Source organism: Salinirubellus litoreus, assembly GCF_037335815.1.
Classification (GTDB): Archaea; Halobacteriota; Halobacteria; order Halobacteriales; family Haloarculaceae; genus Salinirubellus; species Salinirubellus litoreus.
The window spans coordinates 2946767-2971730 of record NZ_CP147841.1 but is presented as its reverse complement, the minus strand read 5'-3'; the positions used below and the strand labels follow the sequence as shown (position 1 = coordinate 2971730).

21 protein-coding genes and 1 pseudogene are annotated in these 24964 nt (G+C 66.0%); 12 read left to right on the top strand and 10 right to left on the bottom strand.

All coding sequences use genetic code 11. The annotated features are described in order from the left end of the window. Positions 1-41: 41 nt before the first annotated feature. Complete coding sequence (locus WDJ58_RS14795; RefSeq protein WP_338914036.1) at positions 42-698, bottom strand: hypothetical protein; 657 nt, start codon at positions 696-698, stop codon at positions 42-44. Between the two features lie 161 nt (positions 699-859). Between WDJ58_RS14795 and WDJ58_RS14790 the strand changes: the two genes are divergently transcribed. The 7 genes from WDJ58_RS14790 (at position 860) to WDJ58_RS14760 (ending at position 8672) form a co-directional block, all read left to right on the top strand. Beyond that, on the top strand, positions 860-1531 hold the full coding sequence (locus WDJ58_RS14790) for a hypothetical protein (protein ID WP_338914035.1): 672 nt from the start codon (positions 860-862) through the stop codon (positions 1529-1531). Positions 1532-1775: 244 nt separating this feature from the next. After that, positions 1776-2738 carry a dienelactone hydrolase family protein gene (locus WDJ58_RS14785; RefSeq protein WP_338914034.1) on the top strand — a complete coding sequence of 321 codons (963 nt, stop codon included), beginning with the start codon at positions 1776-1778 and terminating at the stop codon, positions 2736-2738. 331 nt (positions 2739-3069) lie between these two features. Then, positions 3070-3630 (top strand): HTH domain-containing protein, encoded by a 561-nt coding sequence (locus WDJ58_RS14780; protein WP_338914033.1) that lies wholly within the window; start codon positions 3070-3072, stop codon positions 3628-3630. A gap of 212 nt (positions 3631-3842) precedes the next feature. Beyond that, a complete protein-coding gene (locus tag WDJ58_RS14775) occupies positions 3843-4298 on the top strand; it encodes a universal stress protein (protein ID WP_338914032.1) in 456 nt (151 codons plus the stop codon). A gap of 198 nt (positions 4299-4496) precedes the next feature. Beyond that, entirely contained in the window at positions 4497-6434 is a 1938-nt protein-coding gene (locus WDJ58_RS14770; protein ID WP_338914031.1) for an archaea-specific SMC-related protein, read from the top strand. A 37-nt stretch (positions 6435-6471) separates the two neighbouring features. Further along, entirely contained in the window at positions 6472-7101 is a 630-nt protein-coding gene (gene rdfA, locus WDJ58_RS14765; RefSeq protein WP_338914030.1) for a rod-determining factor RdfA, read from the top strand. A 224-nt stretch (positions 7102-7325) separates the two neighbouring features. After that, complete coding sequence (locus tag WDJ58_RS14760) at positions 7326-8672, top strand: NAD(P)H-dependent oxidoreductase (protein WP_338914029.1); 1347 nt, start codon at positions 7326-7328, stop codon at positions 8670-8672. 6 nt (positions 8673-8678) lie between these two features. On the opposite strand, the gene WDJ58_RS14755 is transcribed toward WDJ58_RS14760, so the two are convergent. Continuing rightward, positions 8679-9614: a 3-hydroxyacyl-CoA dehydrogenase family protein gene (locus tag WDJ58_RS14755; protein ID WP_338914028.1), complete on the bottom strand. Its 936-nt coding sequence runs from the start codon at positions 9612-9614 to the stop codon at positions 8679-8681. A gap of 261 nt (positions 9615-9875) precedes the next feature. Here WDJ58_RS14755 and WDJ58_RS14750 point away from each other — a divergent pair, with 261 nt between their 5' ends. Continuing rightward, entirely contained in the window at positions 9876-10850 is a 975-nt protein-coding gene (locus WDJ58_RS14750; protein ID WP_338914027.1) for a thiamine pyrophosphate-dependent dehydrogenase E1 component subunit alpha, read from the top strand. A 26-nt stretch (positions 10851-10876) separates the two neighbouring features. Next, complete coding sequence (locus WDJ58_RS14745; RefSeq protein WP_338914026.1) at positions 10877-11857, top strand: alpha-ketoacid dehydrogenase subunit beta; 981 nt, start codon at positions 10877-10879, stop codon at positions 11855-11857. 46 nt (positions 11858-11903) lie between these two features. Here the strand turns inward: WDJ58_RS14745 and WDJ58_RS14740 are convergent, their stop codons facing one another. Next, positions 11904-12698 (bottom strand): SDR family oxidoreductase, encoded by a 795-nt coding sequence (locus WDJ58_RS14740; protein ID WP_338914025.1) that lies wholly within the window; start codon positions 12696-12698, stop codon positions 11904-11906. An 87-nt stretch (positions 12699-12785) separates the two neighbouring features. Between WDJ58_RS14740 and WDJ58_RS14735 the strand changes: the two genes are divergently transcribed. Further along, positions 12786-13316, top strand: coding sequence for a VOC family protein (locus WDJ58_RS14735; RefSeq protein WP_338914023.1), 531 nt, complete (start codon positions 12786-12788; stop codon positions 13314-13316). Between the two features lie 1186 nt (positions 13317-14502). On the opposite strand, the gene WDJ58_RS14730 is transcribed toward WDJ58_RS14735, so the two are convergent. Then, positions 14503-14823, bottom strand: coding sequence for a HalOD1 output domain-containing protein (locus tag WDJ58_RS14730; protein ID WP_338914022.1), 321 nt, complete (start codon positions 14821-14823; stop codon positions 14503-14505). Positions 14824-15103: 280 nt separating this feature from the next. On the opposite strand from WDJ58_RS14730, the gene WDJ58_RS14725 reads away from it, so the two are divergent. Together WDJ58_RS14725 and WDJ58_RS14720 are read left to right on the top strand one after the other, a co-directional pair. Next, complete coding sequence (locus tag WDJ58_RS14725; RefSeq protein WP_338914021.1) at positions 15104-15520, top strand: DUF5805 domain-containing protein; 417 nt, start codon at positions 15104-15106, stop codon at positions 15518-15520. Next, entirely contained in the window at positions 15510-16562 is a 1053-nt protein-coding gene (locus tag WDJ58_RS14720; protein ID WP_338914020.1) for a tyrosine-type recombinase/integrase, read from the top strand. Before WDJ58_RS14725 ends, WDJ58_RS14720 begins: the two co-directional genes overlap by 11 nt. A gap of 277 nt (positions 16563-16839) precedes the next feature. Here the strand turns inward: WDJ58_RS14720 and WDJ58_RS14715 are convergent. The 6 genes and pseudogenes from WDJ58_RS14715 to WDJ58_RS14690 all read right to left on the bottom strand — a co-directional run bounded on the left by WDJ58_RS14715 (position 16840) and on the right by WDJ58_RS14690 (position 24920). Further along, positions 16840-18253, bottom strand: a pseudogene (locus WDJ58_RS14715) (transposase). A 357-nt stretch (positions 18254-18610) separates the two neighbouring features. After that, complete coding sequence (locus WDJ58_RS14710) at positions 18611-18841, bottom strand: hypothetical protein (protein WP_245800647.1); 231 nt, start codon at positions 18839-18841, stop codon at positions 18611-18613. A gap of 184 nt (positions 18842-19025) precedes the next feature. Then, positions 19026-19316, bottom strand: a complete 291-nt coding sequence (locus WDJ58_RS14705) for an ArsR/SmtB family transcription factor (RefSeq protein ID WP_338914019.1) — start codon at positions 19314-19316, stop codon at positions 19026-19028. Positions 19317-19384: 68 nt separating this feature from the next. Then, on the bottom strand, positions 19385-19747 hold the full coding sequence (locus tag WDJ58_RS14700) for a hypothetical protein (protein WP_338914018.1): 363 nt from the start codon (positions 19745-19747) through the stop codon (positions 19385-19387). A gap of 1534 nt (positions 19748-21281) precedes the next feature. Continuing rightward, on the bottom strand, positions 21282-23723 hold the full coding sequence (locus tag WDJ58_RS14695; protein WP_338914017.1) for a heavy metal translocating P-type ATPase: 2442 nt from the start codon (positions 23721-23723) through the stop codon (positions 21282-21284). Between the two features lie 309 nt (positions 23724-24032). Continuing rightward, positions 24033-24920, bottom strand: coding sequence for a hypothetical protein (locus WDJ58_RS14690; RefSeq protein WP_338914016.1), 888 nt, complete (start codon positions 24918-24920; stop codon positions 24033-24035). Between the last annotated feature and the right edge of the window lie 44 nt (positions 24921-24964).

Here is a 24964-nt window from a genome sequence, read left to right as displayed (position 1 = left end):
ATCGTGATCCCGAGCGGTGCCCCGGGTGACTGGTCGGGAACTTACGCGGAGCCGTCGACCGGCGGAGCGATCTCGCGGTAGAACGCGACCGAGTACACCCCGAAGAACCCGCCGAACAGGGTTCCGAGGGCGAGGACGGCGAGGCCCACGCCGACGGCGGCGGCCGGCGAGAGGTGGGGGATCGGGACGTGTGCCGGCGACGTGGCGGACTGTGTGGAGACGAGGGCCGTCGCGAGCGCGAAGACGCCGCCGGCCAGGAGACTGATCACCCCCACGAGTACCGAGTAGCCGAGGGTGCTCACGAAGTGGGTGCGAACGACCGAGACGCTCCGCTTGATCCCCTCGACGGCCCCGAGGTCGTCGACGACGATCGCCTGCCCGTAGAACTGGACGAAGAGGGCGAACACGAGGTACGCGAGCACGAAGAGCCCGACGACCAGACCGACGACGGCGAGGACGGCGATCCCCGGACCACCACCGGTCCCGCCGGCCCCGCCGGCGAACAGGGCCAGCCCGCCGAAGACCAGCACGAAGAACCCGAAGATGCCGACCGCGAAGTTGAGGGCCAGGATCACGAGGTACACCACCAGGAACGACACGTAGTTCGAGCGACCCTCCCGGACGAAGCTACCGAGCGAGGTCTTCCCCTCCAGCGCCTCGTCGGCCATGCCGACGATCCCGCCCTGGAAGAACGGCACCAGGACGATGAGCAGGAGCGAGATCCCGAGCGAGACGACGCTGGCGAGGAGCGGGTCTCTACGTCGCGGCGCTGGTAGTCCCGGCGGCCGTCGCCACGCTCGCGCGCGCCGTCGCGGACGCCGCCGGGCTCTACGTCGGCTTTCTGGGGATCGTGGCGGGCGTGGCCGGTCTCGTCGGGTGGGCCGTCCTCCGCACACCCGGACTCGCGGTCGGTCTCGGCCGACACGACGCCGCGTGGCTCCTCGTCGCGCTTCCCTTCGGCTGGCTGATCGGCGTGTTCTGGGCTGGATCACTGGGGTTCGAACCGCCCCGAATACTGGTTCCGCTGGCGGTGATCGCGACCGGCGGCGGAATGTGCTGTGGACTCGTTCTGGTGGCGATGAGCCGGACTCGACACGCCGCCGCCGCCGTCGCGGGGACCGTCGAGACGGTCGAGTGGGAGGCACGGTGGCCGCGGCGGTGGCGGCGGGTCGCTCGCGGTGCGGTCGTCGCGTCGTTCGCGCTGATCGGAGTCGGACTCGTCGCGATCTTCGTCTTCGACCACGAGTGGGGCTGGGGGGCGTACTACTTCCTCCTCGTCGGCGCGCCGCTCATGAACCTGCTGAACCCGCGGGGGTTCCGGGCGACGGAGGCCGGGCTCGTGGTCGAGCATCCGCTCCAGCGACGGTTCCGTCCGTGGTCGGCGTTCGACGGGTACGAACTCACCGACGACACGCTCGTCGTCCGGTCCGTCGCCCGGTGGCGGCCGTCCCACCGGTGCGACCGGACGGACATCGAGGACCTCGAAGCCGTCGTCGCGGCCCTCGATGGGAACCTCCCACGACGCCAATAGATCCGGGCGTGGGGACCGCACGGAACGGGACACACCGAGCGCCGGCGCTCGGTCGGTCGAGGACCCCGTCCACTCGACGACGAGGCGGGCGCTGGTGACGTCGCGCCCTCCCGCAGGAAGGTCACCGTCGCTGCCGTTCGCGGGCGAGCGAACCCCCGACGAGTGACTCCTTCGACACCGTACGACCGATGCCTGCTTTGCCCGCTTCCACAGGGTTATTCATTCTACCCGCCACGTGAGGGAAATGAGGAGAACGCTCGCGACGGTCGTCGTCGCCACACTGGTGCTTCTCGGTGGATGCTCGGGGACACAGCCGTCGGGGGGCGATCAGTCGACCCCGACCGGGACCTCTACCACGACGGCGACGCCGACTCCGACCACGACGCCGACACCCGAACCCGGTACGGCCGGCTCCTACGAGGGCACGCCACACACGGGCTGTCAGCCCGGGGCGATAGAGAAGGACGGCACCTGCGAGGTGGCGGTCTCCGGGGGGAACGCGGCGATCTTCGGCGCGGAGAACCTCACGGCGATCACGGCCGACCGGACGACCGTCGACGGCACGCCGGGATATCTCGCACGCCCGGCCGACGACGGGACCTACCCCGCCGTGGTCGTGATCCACGAGTGGTGGGGCCTCAACGAGAACATCGAGCACATGGCCGAGATCCTCGCCGGGCACGGCTACGTCGTCTTCGCCGTCGACCTCTACGGCGGGGCGGTCGCGACGAACTCCTCGCGGGCGGCCGAGCTATCCGGGCAGGTCCGGGCCAACCCCGAGGAGGCCGTAGCGAAGATGAGCCGGGCCGTCTCGGGGCTCCGGTCAATGTCCTACACGACGAACCAGGTTGCGAGCCTCGGGTGGTGCTTCGGCGGCGGGCAGAGCCTCCAGCTGAGCCTGAGTGACGCCGATCTGAACGCGACGATCATCTACTACGGGACGCTCACGACCGACGCGGAGACCCTTCGGGCGATCGACGCCCCGGTACTGGGTATCTTCGGCTCGGAGGACCAGGTCGTCGGCGTCGAGTCCGTCCGCGAGTTCGACCGGACCCTGGGGGAGCTCGGGATCGAGCGCGAGGTGTACGTCTACGAGGGCGCTCCCCACGCCTTCGCCAATCCGAGCGGCGAGAGTTTCCGGCCGAACGCGACACGCGATGCCTGGTCGAAGACGCTGCGGTTCCTCGACGAGACCCTCCGGGAGTAGGGGAGGTCGCATCGACCTCCGTCGGACCCGTCCGTCGCGGGGTTCTCCCCGATGGATGATCGTCACGACCCCCGTCCGTGCTCCACCCGCTGCACCACATTATATCCGTATAAGGTCGATTGTGCAATATTCTCTCTGTAATGGGGGAACTTATGGTAGATGACGGTCCAGAACCGATCGAAATGAGTTGGAGTTGCCCCGGATGCGGTCGCGAACTCTCGTTCGTCTACAGCAGCTGCGAGCCGTGCGGGTTCGTACCCCCGCAGGGAGCGGACTGAGCCCCGACGCGAGAACCGGCACCCGAACGACGACCGACACCCCACACGACACCATGACCGAACGACCGGCGAAACCCGATCACGCGACACACACCGACCGCTCGACGGAGACCGACACCGGCCTCCGCGCAGAACTGTACCTCCGCGGGGACACACACCGCGGCCTCGGCGCTCGGGAGGTGGTGGGCCGGGCGAACCGACTGGAGGCCAACGGCGTCCTCGGCGAGTCGATGGTCGCCGGGACCTGGCACCGCTGTCATACCCGGACCGAGGACTGGCGCTCGGAGGCCATGGAGGCCTACGAGGAGTTCGAAGCGTGGGCCGAGGCGAACGAGTTCTCGCTCGAACCCGGCTTCCAGCAGCGCACACGGAGCTTCATCGGGATGGACGACGTCGAGGAGGTCGTCGTCTTCCCCGTCGTCGCGCTCGCGCTCTACGACGCCGACGACCTGCGGGCGGTGTTCCCGTGCACCGACGGGGACCGGACCCACACGGTCGAGAGCGCGCTCGCGGCGTTCGAGCGCGGCGACGAGGAGTGGCTCACCCAGTTCGATCCGGTGACGGTCGAACACGCCGGACCACGCCTCGACGCCGCCGGCGCGGTGGCCGACTGAACCGAACCGACCTGAACTGGCCCGACGACCGGCCCAACCCCCTCGAACCCGGCACCGGGTCGGCTGCTGGCGTCGACACCTCCCCCTCGTCCCGGGACGAGCGGGTCGTACCGAGTACTGTCGCTCTCGTCGAACGAGCCCACCCGGCCAAGTGCGATCCGTACCCCCCAGCGGACGAAGACTGATTACCCACCGGGGATACATCTCGGACCATGTACGAGACGATCCTCTTCCCCACGGACGGTAGCGACCCGTCGTTCGACGCGCTCGACAACGCACTCGATCTCGCGGACAGCTACGACGCGACGCTCCACGCCCTCTACGTCGTCGACACCACCTACCCGTACGGTGACTTCGACGGGAGTGCTATCGATCCGGGTCCGCTGTTCGACGCCCTGCGCGAGGAGGGCGAACGGACGCTCGAACGGATCGAAGGGCGGGCGGACGATGCCGGGATCCCGTTCGTCGGGGCGATCAGGGAATCCGGATCCATCCACCGGTCCATCATCGACTACGCCGACGACCAGGGGGCAGATATGATCGTCATGGGGACCCACGGCCGGCGCGGACTGAACAGGTGGCTGCTCGGGAGCGTCACCGAGCGAGTCGTGCGGACCGCCGACGTCCCCGTCCTCACGGTTCGGGCCGAACGGGAGACCGAGGAGTAGTTCGGGGGCGGAGCGGACGACCGAGGGAACGTCGAACGTGCCCGCACGTTAGTCGTTTACCGTGCCACCTCCCCGGCGACGAGGCGTGTCGAACGCGTCCTCGCGGACCCGTCGAGTGATACCCGGACCGTAGGTCGATCCCGCCCGACGGCGGCGGTCACCACGCTTTAATACCGATCGGGGGAACTCCGCGATACGATGGCCGCGCCGAGACAGTGTCCCGAACCCGCCCACTTCCGGGTGCGGAACGTCGGCGGTATCGACGAGTCGGAGGTCACCGTCTCCCCCGGCGTGACGCTCCTGACGGGGGAGAACGCGACGAACCGGACCTCGTTCCTCCAGGCGACGATGGCGGCGATGGGTAGTGACCGGGCCACGCTCAAGGGCGACGCCGAGGAGGGGTCCGTCCGGATGGAACTGGGTGACCGGACATACGAGCGCGAACTCGTCCGGATCGGGGACTCGGTGTGTTCCAGCGGCGAGGGGTACCTCGACGACCCGGAGCGGGCCGATCTCTTCTGTTTCCTCCTGGAGTCGAACGAGGCGCGCCGGTCGGTCGCCCTGGGCGGTGACCTCCACGAGGTCATCATGCGCCCGGTCGACACGGACGCGATCGAGCGCGAGATCGAGCGGCTGGAGGATCGGAAAGCCGAGATCGGCGACGAGATCGACGCCATCGAGTCGCGACAGCGCGACCTCCCGGGTCTCGAGGAACGACGGCGCGACCTCCGGCGGGAGATCGAGGAGAAGCGGGAGAAGCTGGCCGCGAAGGAGGCCGAGATCGACGCGAGCAGCCGTGACGTCGAACGGAGCCGGACGGAGCGGGACGAGCTCGAAGAGCGGCTCGACGAACTCCGTTCGACCCGGTCGGAGCTGGAGTCGACGCGCCGGGAGATCGAGAGACAGCGGGAGACCGTCGCCACCCTCGAACGCGAGCGTACCGAGTACGAGGCGGAGCTCGACGACCTCCCCGAGACGCCGACGGAGGACGAGGGGCACCGCGAGGGCGAGCTCGACCGGCTCCGCGAACGGCGTCGGTCGCTGAACGGGGAGATATCGGAGCTGCAGAGCCTCGTCCAGTACAACGAGGAACGGCTCGAGGAGGGCGGCCACGAGCTGCTCGGACGCCCCGACGACGCGGTTACGGACCGGCTGATCGAGGGCGGCACCGAGTCGGTCGTCTGCTGGACCTGCGGGTCGGCGGTCGGTCGGGAGCAGATCGAGGACACCGTCGACCGGCTCGGCGAGCTCCGCCGCCGGAGACTCGACGAGCTCGACGAGGTCAAGTCGGCGCTCGACGAGCTGAAGGCCGACCAGCGCGAGGCGACGCGAAAGCGGGAGCGCCGCGAGGAGATCGAGGACGAACTCGAGGGGGTAGACGACGAGATCGACCGCCGCGAGGGACGGATCGACTCGCTAGAGGACCGGCGTGACGAGCTGACCGACGCGGTCGAACGGCTGGAGGACGCGGTCGACGACCTGGACGCGGAGGAGGCCGAGGACGTCCTCTCGCTCCACCGGGAGGCCAACCAGCTCGAGTTCGAGATCGACCGTCTCGAATCCGAGCTCGGGACGGTGACGACCGAGATCGAGGCGGTGGAGGAGCGGATCGAGCGTACCGAGGCGCTCCGCGAGGAGCGAGCGGACGTGGCCGACGAGCTGGCCGACGAACGGACGAGGATCGAGCGGCTGGAGGCGGAGGCGGTCGAGGCGTTCAACGAGCACATGGACGCCGTCCTCGAGGTCCTCGACTACGGGAACCTCGCGCGCGTCTGGATCGAACGCGTCGAACGGGAGGTCGAGGAGGGACGAGGGACGGTCGAGCGGTCGGCCTTCGAGCTCCACGTCGTCCGCACGACCGAGGGCGGCACGGCCTACGAGGACACCGTCGAGCACCTCAGCGAATCCGAACGCGAGGTGACCGGGCTGGTCTTCGCCCTCGCCGGCTACCTCGTCCACGACCTCCACGAGTCGGTCCCGTTCGTGCTGCTCGACTCGCTCGAAGCCATCGACTCGGACCGGATCGCGGCGCTCGTCGACTACTTCGCCGGGTACGCCGACTACCTCGTCGTCGCGCTCCTCCCCGAGGACGCCCGGGCGCTCGACGCGACGTACGACCGGGTGACGGACGTCTGAACGTCACGCTTATCACCCGATCGACGGGGGACGGTGTATGGGAGAGCGGACGGCGGACCGACCGGACAGCAAGGTCGCACGGCTCCTCGAGGAGTACGACCTGGAGGGGTTCGGTGCGGAGATGGAGGCCCGCTGGACGGCCGACGACGATCGGATGAGTCTCCGGGAGCTCGCCGACCTCCTCAACGAACGGCTGCTCGAACGCACGCTGTTCGACGCCGGCGCGAGCGCTCCCCCGAGCGACGTCGGGACGACCTACGAGAACCTGACCGCTGACGGCGTCAGTACGGGCGTGCGGATGGACACGCGGAGCCGGCTCGAACGGGCCGGGATCGACGTGGAGGAACTGGAGCGGAACTTCGTCACCTACCAGGCGGTCCGGACCTACCTGCGGGAGTGGCGCGGTGCCGAGTACGAGCGCCACTCGGACACCGAGAAGGTCGAGAAGGACCGCCGGAGCATCCAGCGACTGCTGGGACGGACGCGGTCGGTGGTCGAGGACCGCATCGGGAAGCTACGTGACACCGGACGGATCGCCGTCGGCCCGATCGAGGTGGTTCTCGACCTCCGGATACTGTGTCAGGCGTGTGGGTCCCAGTACCCGGTGACCGAACTCCTCGAACGCGGCGGGTGTGAGTGTCGAGGGGAGGGGGCGGGTGATCGATAGCGCCACCGTGGGGGACACTCGCGAGCGCGACCGGACCGGTCGCGGAGATGGATAACAGGCGTACATCTGTTATCGGGAGGGCCGGTCGGGGAACGTGATCCGCGATCCGGGGGGCCACCCAAGGGAGTGGAGGTGGTCACGACCCCCGCACCGGGCGACCAGGGACACGTGACCAGCCGCACGTAGATTTATGTCGGGGTCGCTGGTTGGTCCGGAGCGACACCATGCTCAACATCCCCTCGCAACTGCAGTCACGGGACGACCCCGTTCGCGTCGGCGTCATCGGCTCGGGCCTCTTCGGGACGAACCTCATCGACCAGCTTGAACGTGTCGACGGCATGACGACCGCCGTCGTCGCGGACATCGACACGGGGAAAGCAGTGAACACGCTTCGCGGGGCCGGCGTCCCCGACGAGGAGATCAGCGTCGTCGACGGACCGGACGCCGCGGACGACACCGTGAAGGACGGCGAACGGGCGGTCGTGGCCGACGGGATGGAGTGCTGTCGGGCCGACGTCGAGGTGGTCGTCGAGGCGACCGGCATCCCCGAGGCGGGCGCTCGCCACGGCTACACCGCGATCACGGAGGGGAAACACGTCGTGATGGTCACCGTCGAGGCCGATACGGTGGTGGGACCGATCCTCGCCCACCTCGCGGAGAACCGCGGGGTGACCTACTCGATGGCCTACGGCGACCAGCCCTCCGTGATCTGCGAGCTCTACGACTGGGCGGAGACGGTGGGCCTCGACGTGGTAGCCGCGGGCAAGGGGAACCCGTACCTCGAGGAGAACGCCCACGGGACGCCCGACGACGTCTGGGATCGGATCGGCTTCGACGAGGAGTTCGTCGCCGAGCACGGGCTCAACCCCCGGATGTACAACTCCTTCTACGACGGAACGAAGGTGGCCGTCGAGATGTGTGCGGTCGCCAACGCGACCGGGCTCGAACCGGACGTCCCCGGAATGCACCTCCCTCCCGCTGAGATACCCGAGATCCCCGAGGTGCTCCGACCGGAGAGCGACGGGGGGATCCTCCGGAACACGGGCGTCGTCGACACCGTGAGTTCGCTCGATCGCGACGGATCGGAGGTCGGGTTCGACGTCGGCTTCGGCGTGTTCGTCGTGACGAGCACGCCCACCGAGCGGGTGCAGGAGTACTTCGAGCAGTACAGTGGGAGCGGCCTCTACACCGCGAGCGACGGGAAGTACCAGGTCTTCTACCGGCCGTACCACCTCCCGGGGATCGAGACGGGTGTGAGCGTCGCCAGCGCCGCGATCAGGAACGAGCCGACGGGCGTGGCCGACAGCCACGTCGCCGAGGTGGTCGGGGCCGCAAAGCGGGACCTCGAACCCGGCGACGAGATCGACGGGGGCGGCGGCTACACGGTCTACGGCCGTATCGAGTCGGCCGACGACGCGGAGGCCGAGAACCACGTCCCGCTCGAACTGCTCGACGGGGCGGAGGTGGTCGGCTCGGTCGCGACCGACGAGGTGGTAACCTACGACGACGTCGAACTCGACGCCGACTCGTTCGTCTACCACCTGCGCCGGCTGCAGGAGGAGACGCTGTAGCTCCGACTACTCGCCGAGCGCCCGCCGGATGGCGGCGACGGTCGTATCGCGGTGTCGGACGATCTCGCTCGGCTCCTCGTCGTACTCGAAGATCCCAGCGCCGTCGTGGATCCCGCTCCGCCCCGCCGAGAGGTTCTCCTCGAGGAGCGGGTTCGGCTCGTCGGCGTTACAGAGATGCGGGTTGAGCTCCTCGGCGACGGTCCTGACGAGATCGAGTCCCGCGATGTCCATGGTCTCGAACGGCCCGATGGCGGCCGACCGGATCGCCCACCCGTCCCGGATGGCGCGGTTGATGTCCTCGGCCGAGGCGACCTCGCGTTCGAGGAGGTGGAGCGCCTCGCGGAACACCGCCAGTTGAAGACGGTTCCAGACGAACCCGGGAACGTCCTTCTCGACGCGGATCGGCTCGCGATCGACGCTCTCGACGAACGCGGCGAGGCGCTCGAACGTCTCGTCACTCGTCGCCTCGCCGCGGACGACCTCGACCGTCGGGAGCAGGTACGGCGGGAACCACCAGTGACAGCCGGCGATGCGGTCTTCGGCCTCGGGGACGCCCTCGGCGATGTCCGTGATGGGGATGCCCGAGGTGTTCGAGGCGAGGACGGCGTCGTCGGGAGCCGCCTCGGCGACCCCCGAGAACACCTCGTGTTTCACGGAGAGGTCCTCGGTCACCGTCTCCAGGACGAGGTCGGCGTCGGCCACTCCCGCGTCCCGATCGAGCGTGAAGTCGACCTCATCGACGACTCCGTCCGGATCGAGGTCGGCGAGCCCCTCCTCGTTGAGGAACTCGGCGACCTCCATGATGTTCGCGGCCGCCTCGTCGAGGTTCGACTGGCGGTGGTCGATCAGCGTCACGTCCTTTCCCTCGCGGGCGAACTGCGCCGCGAACCCGTGGCCCATGTCACCCGCGCCGACGATCGAGACCGAATCTATTGGCGGCATCGCTCGTAGCCTCGCGAGGGGAGGGCTAAATATCTACCTGCGGGGGACTTCCCGGTGTCCGAGGCGTGCGTGGGAGATTCCACCGTCCCAACTGTCGGGCGATGGGGCCTGACCCAGTGCCTCGAATCGGGACGGAAACGCCCACTGTACGCCGTCCGCTCGCGATCGTCCGAGACGCAGTTCGTATCCCCGAACACCAGCGAGGGACACAGTACCTCCGGGGATAGTTTTACCACCCACCTCCGCCTGCGGGCGGACGTGATGACCGCGGACGAGACGATCACGGACGTCTATCGGCGGATGTACGCGATCCGCTACTACAACGAGCGGGTACAGGAGCGGTACGAGGAGGGTGCCGCTATCCCGGACGGGATCCACGGGAGCATGGGCCAGGAGGCACCCGCCGTCGGGGTCTGTCACCACCTCCGGGACGAGGACTGGGTGTTCACGTATCACCGCAGCGCGCACGTGGCGATCGCGAAGGGCGTCGACATGAAGGCGCTCGTCGCCGAACAGCTCGGCAAGGAGGGGGGGACGTGCAACGGGAAGGCCGGCGAGCAGCACCTCTTCGACGAGGAGACGAACTTCGTCTCGGGGGCGATCGTCGCCCAGCAGCTGCCGTCGGCGGTCGGCGTCGCACTCGCCCAGAAGAAACGCGGGACCGACAACGTCGTCGTCGGCTACCTCGGCGACGGCGCGGCGAACCAGGGGGCGTTCTACGAGTGTCTGAACTTCGCGAGCGTCCACGACCTCCCGATCGTGTTCGTCATCGAGGACAACGAGTGGGGGATCAGCACGCCCAAGCGACGCGTCACGGCGGTCGAGGACAACTCGAAGCGCGCGATCGGACAGGACATGCCCGGGAGACGCATCGAGGACAACGACGTGCTCACGATCCACGGGGAGGCCGGGGAGGCGATCGGCAGGGCACGCGCGGGGGAGGGGCCGACGCTGCTCGAGATACGGACCTACCGGATGATGGGTCACTTCTTCGCCGATCCCGAGAACTACCGTCGGGAGACCGAACGGGAGGAGATGCGGGCGAACGACTGCATGCCCAAGATCGAGGAGGCGGTCCGGGAACGAGGGGTCGCCGGGGAACGGATCGAGGCGATACGGGACACCGTCGAGGAGCGTGTCGACGAGGCGATCCAGTACGGCCTCGATCAGCCGTTTCCCGACCGTGAACTGGCGACGCGCGACGTCTTCTCCGCGGGCGTCGACGAGGGGATGTGAGGATGGCCGACGAACCCCAAGCGAGGATGAGTCCGGCCGTCGTGGCGGCCCTCCGAGACGAGATGCGTCGGTCGGAGGACGTCTTCGTGATGGGCGAGGACGTCGGCGAGTTCGGCGGCGTGTTCGACACCACCGAGGGACTGTTCGAGGAGTTCGGGAGCGACCGGGTGATGGACACGCCGATCAGCGAGACTGGGTTCATCGGTGCCGGCGTCGGTGCCGCGATGGCCGGCTTCCGGCCGGTCGTCGAACTGATGTACGTCGACTTCGCCGGCGTGGCGATGGACCAGATCTACAACGAGATGGCGAAGGTCTCCTACATGAGCGACGGGGCGTTCGACGTCCCCCTGGTCCTGATGACGGCCGTCGGGATGACGCCCTACCAGGACCCGACGCACGGCCAGTCCCTCTACGGGACGTTCGCGCACTTCCCCGGCCTGAAGGTGGTCGTTCCCAGTTCGCCACACGACGCCAGGGGGCTGATGCACAGCGCCGTCCGCGACGACGACCCGGTCGTCTTCATGGCCCACAAGCAGCTCATGCTCGGCATGACCGACTTCGCCGACGGCCTCGCCGAGCCCGCTCCAGACGAGGCGTACGAGGTCCCGATCGGCGAGGCGGAGATCAGACGCGAGGGCGAGGACGTGACGATCGCGACGCTCGGACTCCACGCCCACAGGGCGCTCGAGGCGGCCGATCGCCTGGACGAGGAGGGGATCGACGTGGAGGTACTCGACCTGCGCTCGCTGGTGCCCCTCGACACCGACCGGCTGTTCGAGTCGGTCGAGCGAACGAACCGGCTCCTCGTCGTGGACGAGGACTACCGGTCCTACGGGGTGTCCGGCGAACTGATCGCCCGGGTGGCGGAGAGCCGCCCGGGGGCGCTCGACGCGGCTGCCCGACTGGCCGTCCCCGACACCCCGGTTCCGTACTCGCCCGCGCTGAAGGAGGAACTGGACCCGGGCGTCGAGGACATCGCGGACGAAGCCCGAGCCATGGTCGACTGAGCCGTCCCGGGGACTTCCCGACGGTCCACGACCCACAGCCGTCGAGCTACCCGTCCTCCCAGCCGCCCATCGTGTTAGTGACGCCACCGTCGACCGTGAGCGACTCGCCGTTGACGAACGAGGCGAGCGGGCTGGCGAGGTAGAGCACCGCGTTGGCGACGTCCTGTGGCTGGCAGATCTGTCGGAGCGGGGTTTCACGTCTGAACCGCTCGGCAGAGTCGGATCGGAACACTTCGAGGTCGTCCCTGGTCATGCTCGTCTCCACCAGTCCGGGGTGGACCGCGTTCACCCTGATCCCTCGTGGCCCGAGCGACCCGGCCTGCGCGTAGGTCATCAGTCGGACGGCCCCCTTCGACGCGCTGTAGCGGACCCCGTCGCCTCGCGCGACCAGCCCCGCGATACTGGAGACGTTGACGATCGAGCCGGACCGTTCCGCCTCGACCATTCGCCGCGCGGCGGCCTGCGCGCCGAAGAACACCCCCTTGACGTTGACGTCCATCAGCCGGTCGTACTCCGCCTCGGTCGCCTCCAGGAAGTCGTCGCTGTGGGTGATCCCGGCGTTGTTGACCATCACGGTCACGCCGCCGAACTCGTCGGCCGCGTCGACCGCCTCGCGTATCTCGCTGACGCTCGAGACGTCACACTCGACGAACGTCGCGTCCCGCCCGTGATCGGCCCGGATCCGCTCGTGTGTGGGCGTCCCTCCTTCCCGGGGCTCGGCCTGCAGGTCGACGACCACGACGTCCGCCCCGTACTCCGCCAGCGTCAGCGCGATCGACCGGCCGTTCCCGCTCGACCCACCGGTGACTACCGCCACCTCGTTCTCTAACCAGTCGGACATTCGGGCGGGCTATCCGGTCGGTCTCCAATGAGTATTTCCCCGTGCCGGGTAACCTATTTCTCCCCCCGTTCGGAAGCGGGGCGTGTCATGACGACCCAGCCCGATCGGGATCCCCGACTCACCCACGTGAGTATCGTCGCCGCCGACGTCGAGGAGTCCACCGCGTTCTACGAGGACGTCGTCGGCTGTCGACGGGTTCCGACGCCCGAGTTCGGGAGACAGCGGGACTTCGACGCCGAGGCGAACATCGGCTTCCAGATCCTGCGCGTCGGCGACCACCAGCTCCACCTGTGGAACGATCCCGCCCACGAGGTCGAGGCGATCCGGTTCGCCCACTTCGGCATCCACGTCGACGACTTCGAGGCCGTGTATCGGCGGGCCGAAGACCGCGAGGCCTTCGCCGCCATCGGCGTCGAGTCGGCACCGCCACAGGTCTTCGACTTCAACGGCACCGCACAGATGTACCTGCGCGACCCGACGGGGAACCTCGTGGAGATCGACTACCCGGACATCGACGAACTCGACCGATCCGCGTTCGCCGAGGTCGTGACCCGGGAGACGTCGGGGCCCGATCTAGGCGTCTACACGGAGGCAGTGCTCGGGTCGATCAGGAGATAGCCGGGCGACGGCGTCGACAGCGAGTGGATCGGGAGAGAGTGAGATACTCGCGACGACCGTCTCGACAGCCGGCCGACCATCCGGCCCGGTCGTACAGCGACTCGTCTAGTGAGCGACGGGTGGGAGCTTGACGTTCGAGCCTCCCCGGCGAGTGATGGGATCCCTGTCCATCTGTGACTCCCGGGCCGGGATTCGACCCTGCCGACGGCACCTCGGTCCCCCGCCCGGGCCCCAGTATCGATATAGCAATATACGGTTTATGCGTTCGCCAAAGGACTACCTCCTGTGGGGAATAAATATAGAAAATCAGTCATTTATTGGTCCAGGCTGTCCCTCGAGAGGGTGGAGGGACACCCCAGAGGTGTCGACGCCACCCCCGAGAGGTCGGGCGTCCATTCTATCGGCCCGTTCGCGGTACGCCGTCGGTACCGGTAGTTCGATATTCCGGGAGACGGGCCAGGAGTCCTGCGGAGCGACCTGTGTTCTCTATCCCCGTACCGGATCCACGGTGGGGATGCGCGTCCCGGCCCTCGTATCTGGACACGCTCGCCGAGGAGGGGGCGATGGAGGCGGAGCCGGGCCTCCGAGTCGAACCCCCGCGACGTCCGCCCCGGAGCGAAGCCGGCCGCCCCTGACGTAGCATTACCTGCTCACGAGGCCGAGCGATCGCGAGAGCGGTTCCATCGGGTCGACGATTCCGGGGTCGAACACGACGACGACTGTCCGAGAGACGGCCAGGAGTGCCCGGATCGCGATGCTACCGTGCTCCCGCTCGACGACGAGTGGTCTACTCGTGGACGGTCGCAGTCGGCCTGCCGATCGATCAGTCACCGACGATCCGGGTTCGACAGTCGGCAGTGTGGCCGAGTCCCCGCCCCGTTTCGATGGCCGCCCCTCACCGTATATCTCCATCACGAACCTGGGTATCGAGCGTGTACGCCACCTCCGCGCGCGATAGAGCCCCGTGTTCCTCCGCACTACCCCACCCAACGGCCCGTACGGACACTCACAGCAGAGTGTGCCTTCGTCCCGGGGTAGCGCCAGTGGCCCGCGGACTGCCGCCCTCATCCGGATCGTGAATCGCACCGGGGACCGATCGAGAGTCGACTCACGGTCGAATGCGGCTGTCCGTAGCCGATACGCCGGCGGTGTCAGACGGTCGCTGCGGGCGTCTTCGGAACTCGCGTCAGCCTCTGTTCGTGCCGTCTGGTTCTTCCAGCGGCGGGTAGACGACGACCTCGCCATCACAGGCGACGGTGACGTGGTATCCGGCCAGCTGGAAGGTGACGGTCGCCCCCTCCCGAGGACAGCCGTCGTGTGGCACGAGCAGCGCGTCGAGGGCGTCCGGGTCGACACAGTCAGAGAGCGGTCGGGCGTCCGAGAGGTCTGGTTCGAGCGCGGCGACGGCCGACGCGACCGTCTCGCTCAGATTCGTGTCGCCGTCGAAGTCGTGGCGCGTGCGGTAGACCCCGGCCAACTCGTCGTAATCGAGGGACTCTCGTGACATCGCGACACCTAATCTCGGAATCAGGTGTAGAAAGATAAGCCTGCCGCCCGAGCTGTCTCGCCACTCGATTCCGAGGACACGGAACCCGCTCGTCGTCACGGGTCGACAGCAAACCGGCCCAATGATTATCGTCCAACATAGAGTACTAGCCCGATCTGTAGGACTACTTATGACGATAATCACACCTTCGGGCCCGGAATGGCATCCGCATCTGGGACGATAAGGGCCTTTATCGTCCTGTCTGACACAGTTTGAAGTATCGGCCCGTCGAGTCCCGGGTATGGCCGACGACGAACGGGTCACCGTCAGGACGTACGTCCCCGCGTGGCAGCGCGAGCGCTGGCGCGAAGCGGCGGAGGACAGGGGAATGAGCCAGAGCGAATTCGTCAGGACGATGGTCCAGGCAGGTCGTCGGGGTTTCGACCTCGGAGGCGAACCCGGTGTCGAATCGAGTAACCCTCTGGAGGGCGGTGATCGGGACGTGACCCCGGGGAGAGAGGCCGGGAAAGGGGCGCTCGAGGATCGTGTCTACGAACTCGTCGAACGGGAGGGGCCCCTGGAGTGGGACGACCTCGTCGAGGGGCTGGTCGGTGACTTCGAGGACCGTCTCGAGAGCGTGCTCGACGAGCTGCAGTCGGCGAACCGGCTGAAACACAGCGGGCGTACCGGCGGTTACGTGGTGGACGATGGCCACTGAGGACAGGGTCGACGACGTGGCGACTCCCGAGGACCCCGTGAGATACTTCCTCGAGGACATCACCTATCACGGGAAGACCCGGCGGACGCGCGACGCCTACGAGCGCGTGCTCCGTCGGTGTGAGCGGTTCCTCCGTGATCGCCGCGGGGTCGCGCTCCGGAACGCCGGGCAACGGGACTGCATGGCGTGGGTCCACTCCCTCAGAGGTGACCACGCCCCGAGTACCGTCGCCACGTACGCCTCTTATCTCCACAGATTCTACGCCTACATGCTCCAGGTCGACGTCTTCGACACCAACCCGATGACGCTCGTGATGGAGGAGATGGACGAGTCGATCGACACCGACCCCGCCCGGCGTGACATCGACGTCCCGACGATGCGTACGTTCGTCGCCGGGATCCGCCATCCACTCGACCGCGCGCTCGTCGTCACGCTGCTCAAGACCGGGATGCGCGTCGGCGAGCTCTGTAACCTCGACCTTCGGGACCTCCACCTCGACGACGACGAGATCGACGCCGCGTACGACGTCGCCCCGCGTGCACACCTCGACGGTCGCCCCGACAGTCTCTTCGTCTCCGGCGATCCCTCCCGCGGGACGACGTACAACGGCGAGGAGCGCTCGGCCTCGAACAAGCGAAAGCGCGACACGGTCGTCCCGGTCGACGAGGAGCTCCGCAAGACGCTCAAGGGCTGGCTCGCTATCCGACCGGACACTCGCTCGCCCGCGGAACCGCTGTTCCTCTCGACGCGAGACCGGTGGGGTGAGCGTGTCACCCCGAAGATGGTCCGCTCGGTCGTCGCCGACCACGCCGAGCGCCGGGGCTGGCACCGCTCGGGAGGGGACGCGGAGGAGAACGTCACCCCCCACTACTTCCGGCACTTCTTCACCACCCACCTCCGGGACCGGACCGGCGACCGCGGCATCGTGAAGTACCTCCGCGGCGACGTCGCCAGCGACGTCATCGACACCTACACCCACAACTGGGGCGACCGGGTCCGTCGAGTCTACGAGACCAACATCTACTCCCTCCGAGAACCGTAACTAAATGATATTTTTATAATATTATCGTCCACACTACCCGTCGCTGTCAGAACTCGTAAACCACATACTGCTATATCGAAACAGTCGTCTGGAAGTTGAGACTACATCGGGTTTAGCGGGATTGTGATGCGTGAATTTGACCGATTCGGTCAGCGGAAACTGCCCCAGATGGCTCTCCAAGCGCCCATTCTTGTCACACACCCAACTATATGGACAACTTTTCGAGACTTCCAGCAGCGTGGCCACTCAGACGGCACGCTAACCCGAACAGAGTTCCCTACCCGATTCCAGTTTCCTTCTTCAGCAGCGTCAGCGTGTTGTCCGCTGTAATCACCGGTGAGTGCTCATACTCGCCGGTCAACTCGACCTGCACGAGGAGATCGACAGCCCGCCAGATCGAGTACAGCAGACACGCGAACGCGAAGTAGAAGAAGCGAAGCCCGAAATCCTTCGACGTCGTCGCAGCCATGAACCGTTTGATCGACCTGTACCCACTCTCGATCTCCCAGCGATAGCCGTACTCCGTGAGGTGGCCACTCCCTCGATTCGTCATGAACACCGAGTACTGCCGATGATCGTCGTGCTCGGAGTCCTCTTTCCGCCGGTAGATCAGCGTCGTCTCCTACCACTCGTTCTTGTCGAGGTGGAGCTTCCGGTCGGTCTCATACCGGTCTTGGTCCCGCTGGAGTAACCGCTTGACCTGCGCTTTCTCACTCGTCTGCATCCGTTTCGGGACGACGTATGAGAGTCCGCGCTGGCTGATCATCTCCAGGACGTGCTGGCTATCGAACTCTCGATCCATCAGGACATTATCGACGTGGACGAGCTCTTCAGCCGAATCGACAGGTCTTCAACGATTTCCTTGCGTGACTCTCCTCGTCGAACCGGTCGTGCATCAAGCACGAGCGGAACGGCATTGCCGACTAACTGGACGGCCGTCCAATGGTAGGCGTACTCGTCGGTCTTCTCCTTCCTCCCGATGATCTCATCCTTGTGGCCGGTGCGGTCGCCGGTGAAGGGATCGGCCTCGGTAATGTCGATAGCGACGATGCCTGCGCGGAAGAATTCCTCCGTCTCTGTGGCCTCATCAATGAGTCGTCGGATCGCCTGTCGGTACATCGCTCGAATCTGCTCGATAGGAAGATCACGAATGTAGTCGCGATGAGCGTGTCCGAGTGGTGTCCACTCCCGTGTCGTCTCGTGGACGAAACTGCGAGCACCTTCGTTCGCAGCCAGCCGCTCGCGCAGTCCGAGATACGTCTGTAATCCCCAGAAAGCATTCTCGTGTATCTCACAGCCCTCACCCCGACCGAGTGAGAACGCGGGAAAGACGACACGGCTGGCGTGCTCGGTGACTCTATCGGCGTTGTCCAGAATGGCTCGGTTGTCTGGAGCCGAGTCGTCCACGTCATCGCCACGAGCTGGGAGGATCTGCTCCGGTTCGCGCGGGACGGTGACGTCGGCGTCTGAGCTTTGATGAGAATCGTTCGAGCCGCTTTCTGGACCGTCTCCCGAAGAGTATTCGTGAAGCGCGTGTGCCAACTGCGCCAGAGTGTCGATTGGTCGGGAACGGTACCCAGCCCAAGACACTCACAGAGTTCGGGATGGCTTTCGAGGTACTCCCAGAGTGCGGTCTCGTGCTCCCACCCGTGGAGTTCCTTCAGGACGAATAATCGAAATAGTGTGTCAATCTCGTAGCGAGCGGGTCCCACGTAGCAGTCGTGTACGTTGAACTGAAAATACGCTAGCGGGAGTGAGCAAACGAACTTCTCAACTGACTCGTGGTGGACGTGATTGAACCAGGCTCCTGCGACGGCACCAATATATGACTCTAATCCGGCAAGTGAAGCGCGGTCATACAGCGGGCTTGAAATATAGACTGGCACTCGATAGTCGGTTGGCGAGCAATTCGACGGAAGACAGTCCGGCGTGACTCACGCGTCACACCCACATCAGGAGATAGCTGGAGAGGCTAAAGAGTCCGTCTAATCGGTGAACGAAATCAGTCTATGAACTCCTTCTCAGAGATCTGAAAAATTGATGCGAACTCAGGTCTGGCTCTGATAGAGAAGAACCAGGATGGCAAGTCCGATGAAGAAGTCCGGGAGAAACACGAACGCGCCGATATTTGGGCGAGGGCGGAAGCCGAAGACATTGTGTACTACTGGATTTGACGTACCCGCGTATAGGAGCAGCGCGAGGCTTAACACAAGCAGGCTTGCTGTGTACTTGTTCGGAAGATCGCGATAAAGCTGCACGTAGATGGCTGCGAGTGCCACCAGTAATACGAGGTTCAGGGTTGTAAAGAAAACCTCCATCCGAATGAGCAGTTCAACCTGGGAGGACAGCGCCCTCGACGGAGGGCCATGGGACGGAACTGATGTGAAGAGTGCGACTAAGAGTGCGATACCACTCGCAGCGGTCGCACTCGCTACTGTCGTTCCAAGTGGACTCTTGATCCAGTTACGAATCATCATCAACTCCGGCCTGTTCCGCCACGTCTTCCATGATGTCGAGGTTGTTCATCATTCGGTCTGTGAGGAAGTACATCTGCCCGTAATTGTCGCCCTCCGTGGTCACGATATTGCTCTCTTCGAGGACTTCGAGGTGGTGTTGCACTGTTTTGTAGTTCAAATCTAGGTCATTCGACAATTGATTGGTGTTTCGTGGCTGGTCGTTGACTGCGCGGAGGATACGAAGCCGATTGCGGCCTCCACGAGACCCACCAATGAGCCACCAGAGCAACTGCCGCATCTATCGAGTATTCATTTGGTCGGTGCAAATACATTCTGTCTCGGTCCGAACGATACTACGGCCTCGAATTAGTCACTAATCCAAGAGATTATTCGATCAGCGATTTCACCGTTATTGTCGTCTTGCATCATGAGATGTGTATTTCCGGATATCCCTTCGTCCGGAAGGCTAAGCAGCGTCGATGCGGGACTCGTCTCTCCTGCGAGTTCTGCAGTTGTCTGGGTCGCTTCCTTGCGACCAGTCTGTCCACGCTCGTCGACATAATCGCCATACACACCCATAAACGGTGCATCACCACCCATCTCCGCCACAGTTTGCGGATCAGTCGGCGCACCGACCGGCTCAACTACGACGATCCGTTCAACGAGGTCCGGCACGGTTTGTGCAACCGTGAATCCGGAACTACCGCCCGCTGAGTGAACGAGCAGCACTGCCGGACCAACACGGTTGAGAAGCGCCTCTAGAGCGGCAGTTTCCTGAGGTGATGCGAACCGAGTCCCACCGCCACCTCCGGTAGTCGACCCAGTCTGGGTGCCAGCTGCTGTCTCAGTGGAATCCGCAGATGTGGAGTTCTGGTTGCCGCCACCTCTGCCGGTCTGGCTTCCACCTTGCCTACCGCCACCTCCGCCACCAGTGCTAACGTATGCGGGGAATGACGCAACGAGTTGGTCGACCGACTCGACCGGGTATCGAACGTCCTCGTATGGGTCACCGACTTCAGGTCCGAACCCCCACGTCGGCCATGCTCGATCAATAGACCATCGAGAGAGTGACGCAGAGTCAGATTTCTGGAGGGCAGCAGTGTCTAAGCCACCTGAATCGACGTTTCGAGGCGGGTTGAATACATACACTGGATGTCCAGCTTCGGCAAAGTACTCCACCCAGCCGCGTCGACCGTCAGGTGTCGTCCGGTAAATGTACGGTGACAACCCAAGGCCGGGCACCATTACAACGGGTGACTTGTCGGTGGCCGTATCGGGCCGTGTATATACGACTTCAGCACGTCCGTCGATGACCGTACTACTGCTTGTGCCTGCGTTGCCGACGTAGAAATTACCGAACGTCGGAGAGTCGTCATTCTGTTGTTCGGATTGCGGAGAGGCCTCAGGAGAAGTCTGTGTATCGGTGTTCGGTCCGCTGTTGTCAGTTATGCTATTGCACCCTGCGATAGTCGCAGCAAGTGCGACTCCACTTGCGCGAAGAAACGCTTTCCGAGAGATGCCCGATGACATACAGATCGTACTGACCGGGGAACTGACTTAGTCGATTGCCGAAATCGGCCACAGGTTAGGCACAAATTCATTCCAGTTCATGCAGAACACCCGATATTGACAGATGATAGTGAGTTGAGGTAACTACTGTGTCGCTCAGACCGTATGCATTGAGAGAGCCGGTCTCAACTTCTGAGTCGTCAGCGGGGGAACGTGGACGCGTGCGCGAACTCGAATCGGTAGGGGATGTCCGCAAGAACACCGAGAGGGAAGCTCGCTGGGCCGTGATGCCTCGGTTTGCTCCGCGCTTCGTTCGATATCCCGGAACCGCACGACCCCGGATGCGGTCCGTTCGGCCTCCGAGACCGCGGCACGGGTCGCTGAGTCGGTAGTAGCTGTTGCCCAACTCGGCCGCCAGCTCCGCCGCACCGTAGTTCGACGTCGCCTGTGACGAGGCCAAAGGCTGGACGAGCGAGGTGCGTTTCCCCGCCCTCGCTGTACCAGCCGAGCACGCTGTCACGCGCCGCTGCCTGGGAGCGTTCGAGCCCCGTCGGTAGATCAGCCAGTCCCCGGACGTCACGTCTGACGCACGGTGTCGGAAAGAGGAGAACCCGGTGCGTCTCTCCCGAAAACGAGACAGTCGACGTCCGGGCGATCCATCCGGCGAGCCGCCGAGCGGCCGTACGGGATTCGTTCTCGACCGTTCCTGCTCCGAAGAATCCAGCCGGGGCCGTCCTCTCTCCCGTCGATCGGATCAGCCACTCGCTTCGGCCCGCACCTCGGAAGCGTCGCCGGCGTCGGTCGACTCGGGCGTGACCCGGGAGAGCCGCATCGCGTTACCGGTGACACCGATGGTCATCCCGGCGTCACCCACGAGCACCGCCGCCCAGATCGGGACGTATCCGAAGGGGACCGCGACCGCGAGGCCGGCCTTGACGACGAGGCTCGCCGCGATGTTCTGTCGGATGACGCGGTTGGCGTCGTCCGCGAGTTCGTAGAGGTAGGGGAGCCGCGAGAGGTCGTCGCCCATCAGCGCGATGTCGGCGGTTTCGAGCGCCGTGTCCGTCCCGGCGGCCCCCATCGCGACGCCGACCGTCGATGTCGCGAGCGCGGGGGCGTCGTTGATCCCGTCACCCACCATCGCTACTCCGTCGTACTCCTCGACCAGCTCCTCGATGGCCGCTACCTTCTGATCGGGGAGTAGCTCGGCCCGGTAGTCGTCGACGCCGACCGCCTCGGCGATCGCGCCGGCCGTCCGCTCGTTGTCGCCGGTCAGCATCACCGTCCGCTTCACGCCGAGCGATTTCAGGCGTTCGACCGTGCGTCTCGCGTCGGGGCGCACCTCGTCGGCGACGGCGATCACCCCCTCGAGTTCCTCGTCGGTGCCGACGAGTACGACGGTCTTCCCCTCAGCCTGGAGTTCCGGAACCGTGTCCGCGAGGAGGTCGAGGCAGTTGTTGCGCTCGCAGAGACGGCTCGCGGTCCGCGTGACGACCCCGCCGTCGGTGGTCGCGTGGACGTGCGAGAGATCGAACCCGAGCTCCTCGAACAGCCCCGGCTTCCCCGCGAAGTGTTCGGTTCCGTCGAGGTCGGCACGGACGCCCTTCCCCGTGATGCTCTCGAACTCGTCGACGTCGCGTTCGGCGACGCCGGCGGTGTCGGCTCTCGCGACGATCGCCTCGCCGATGGGATGCTCGCTGCGCCGTTCGAGCCCGCTGGCGCACCGAAGCACGTCCGCCTCGTCGTTGCCGTTCAGGGGGACGACGTCGGTGACGGTGAGTTCGCCCTTCGTCAGCGTGCCCGTCTTGTCGAACGCGACGACGTCGACCGTCCCCATCGCTTCGAGGTGGTTGCCGCCCTTGATCAGCACGCCGTTCCTGGCCGCGCTGGTGAGCCCCGAGACGACCGAGACGGGCGTCGAGATGACGAACGCACACGGACACGCGAGCACGAGCAGCGTCAGCCCGTAGACGACGGCCGTGGCCCACGTCGTGTCGAGGAGGTAGGGGCTGCCGACGGTGACCAGGATCGCGAAGCCGACGACGACGGGGGTGTAGTAGGCGGCGAAGCGCTCGACGAACTGCTCTCGCTCCGTCCGGTTGGACTGGGCGTCCTCGACCATCTCGACGATCCGTGAGAGGGTGTTGTCCGACGCCTCCGCGGTGACCTGCAGTTCGAGGTAGCCGCCCTCGTTGATCGTACCGGCGTACACCTCGTCGCCGGCGGTCTTGTCCACGGGGACGCTCTCGCCGGTGATCGGGGCCTGGTTGACCGCGCTCTCGCCGTCCACCACCTCGCCGTCCATCGGGATCTTCTCCCCCGGTCTGACCACGACGACGTCGCCGACCTCGACCTCGTCGACCGGGACGGTCTCCTCGTTACCGTCGCGTCTGACGGTCGCCTCGTCGGGCGAGAGGTCCATCAGCTCCCGGAGCGAGTCCCGCGCACGATCCATCGAGGCGCGTTCGAGCAGCTCGGCCACGCTGAACAGGACCGCGAGCGTCGCGGCCTCGAAGTAGAGCGCCTCGCCGAACGCGAGGCTCGCGAGCAGCGCGCCCACGATCGCGACGCTCATCAGGAAGTCGATGTCGAGGCTGCGGTTGCGTAGCGAGTAGTAGCCGTTCCGGAAGATGGCCCGTCCGCCGACGCCCACGGCGACGATAAAGAGCACGTCGGCGACGAACAGCGGTTCGCCGACGAGGCTCGCGACCCGTGTATTCACGCCGGTCAGGAGGAACTCGAACAGCAGGCCGACGAGGAGGACGCCGCCGGCGATCGCCGTCGCGATCGCCCGCGAACTCCGCCAGATGCTCTCGTTCGTACCCCCGTGGTCGTGCCCACTCCCTTCGTCGTGGTCCTCGCCGTCGGTCTCGACCCCGGTCACGTCGTAACCGGCACCCTCGATAGCGTCGACGATGTCCGCCGGGGTCGCGACGTCGGGGTCGTAGGTCACCACCGCGCGCCCGGTCGTGGGGTGTGTCTCGTAGCCGGAAAGGCCCCCGACCCCGCTCAGGGCGTTCTCGACCTTGCCCGCGCAGGAGGCACAGTCCATCCCGGGGACGGAGAGGCGAGCGACGCTGTCGCCGCCCCCCGAGTCGGGACCCTCGTGGCGGTCGGGAGCGCGATGCTCCCGATCACGCTCACTGCCCGCGGATCCCGGGTCCCGATCGCGGGGGTCCGAATCAGGTGAACTCATTACCGGCTGCTAGCGGCCGCGGATTGTTAAACTACCCTACTAACCGGCCCGTATCTTATAGCCTATTTTACCATCACTTCCCAGCCGAGTTATTAATCCGGTCGTCCGATCCCTGTTCCGCCGACGGGCCAGCGCCCTCCTCGATCGTGAGCGGTCCGCTCCGGTACTGTCGAGTCTCACCGGGTCGATATCCGTCGCCGACGGCTCGTTGCGCGACGACACGAACGCTCGGATAGCGTGACTCGGCGGTGACCAATCACGGGTCGGTACACGACGGCACGGTGGGCCACGGGGGGTTGCCGCCCGTTCCTACGCGCTCGGCGCGATGGCCGTCTCGACGCTCTCGACCAGCACGTCCGCGATCGTCCCGGTGTCGTCGTCCATCTCGCCCGCGTTCTCCAGCAGGACGGTCTCGCTCGGGAACAGCCGCTCGCCGACGACGAGCCCGTGATCGCGGGCCGTCCCCCCGGTGACCGTCAGGTACGCCCCGAGCCCGGCCTCGGCGATGGCCGCCTCCTCCTCGGCGTGGTCGGATCGGGGGTAGGTGAACGAGATCCCGTCGAGCGCGTCCGTCCCGAGGACCGCCTCGACGAGCCGCTCGTATCGAGGCGAGATGCAGAACGGCCCCTCGTAGCTCCCGACGAACGACCGGTCCAGCGACCCGTCGGCGACCTCCGGGGTCGCGAGGAGGGTGTGGTGGACGGTGTCGCCGAGGCCGCCGACCACCCGTACGTCCGTGTCCCGCGGGTCGATCCGCTCGTTGACGTCGGCCAGCGACCCCAGCGGATCGGGCCGTAGCCCGACCACCTCCTCGAGGACGAGGTCGGCGCTGTCGAACCCGAGCGCGAACTCGTGTTTCCGGAGCGCCCGGAACGGCTCCTCCCGGCCGACCAGCCGCACCTCGTGTCCCTCGATAGTGAACGTGCAGGCGTCGAAGACGATCCGTCGGGGGAACCCCTCGCGGTCGTCCCGGAGGAGGGTGTACTCCGGACCGCCGTCGGTGTCGCTGTACGATTCGAGGCGACCGTAGACCGACCCCTCGGGCTGCTGTCGCCCCTTCGTCACGGCCTTCTCGTACCGCAGCGTCGAGATGATCTCGTCGGCGAGGTCCGGATCGCCACCGCGGGACGCGACCCGCTCGAGGACCGCTTCGAGCGGTCGGCCCTTCCTCGGGACGGCGACCGATACCGTACTCATTACCCGGTGATCGACCACGAGCGGTAAAACCCGTCCGATTCCGG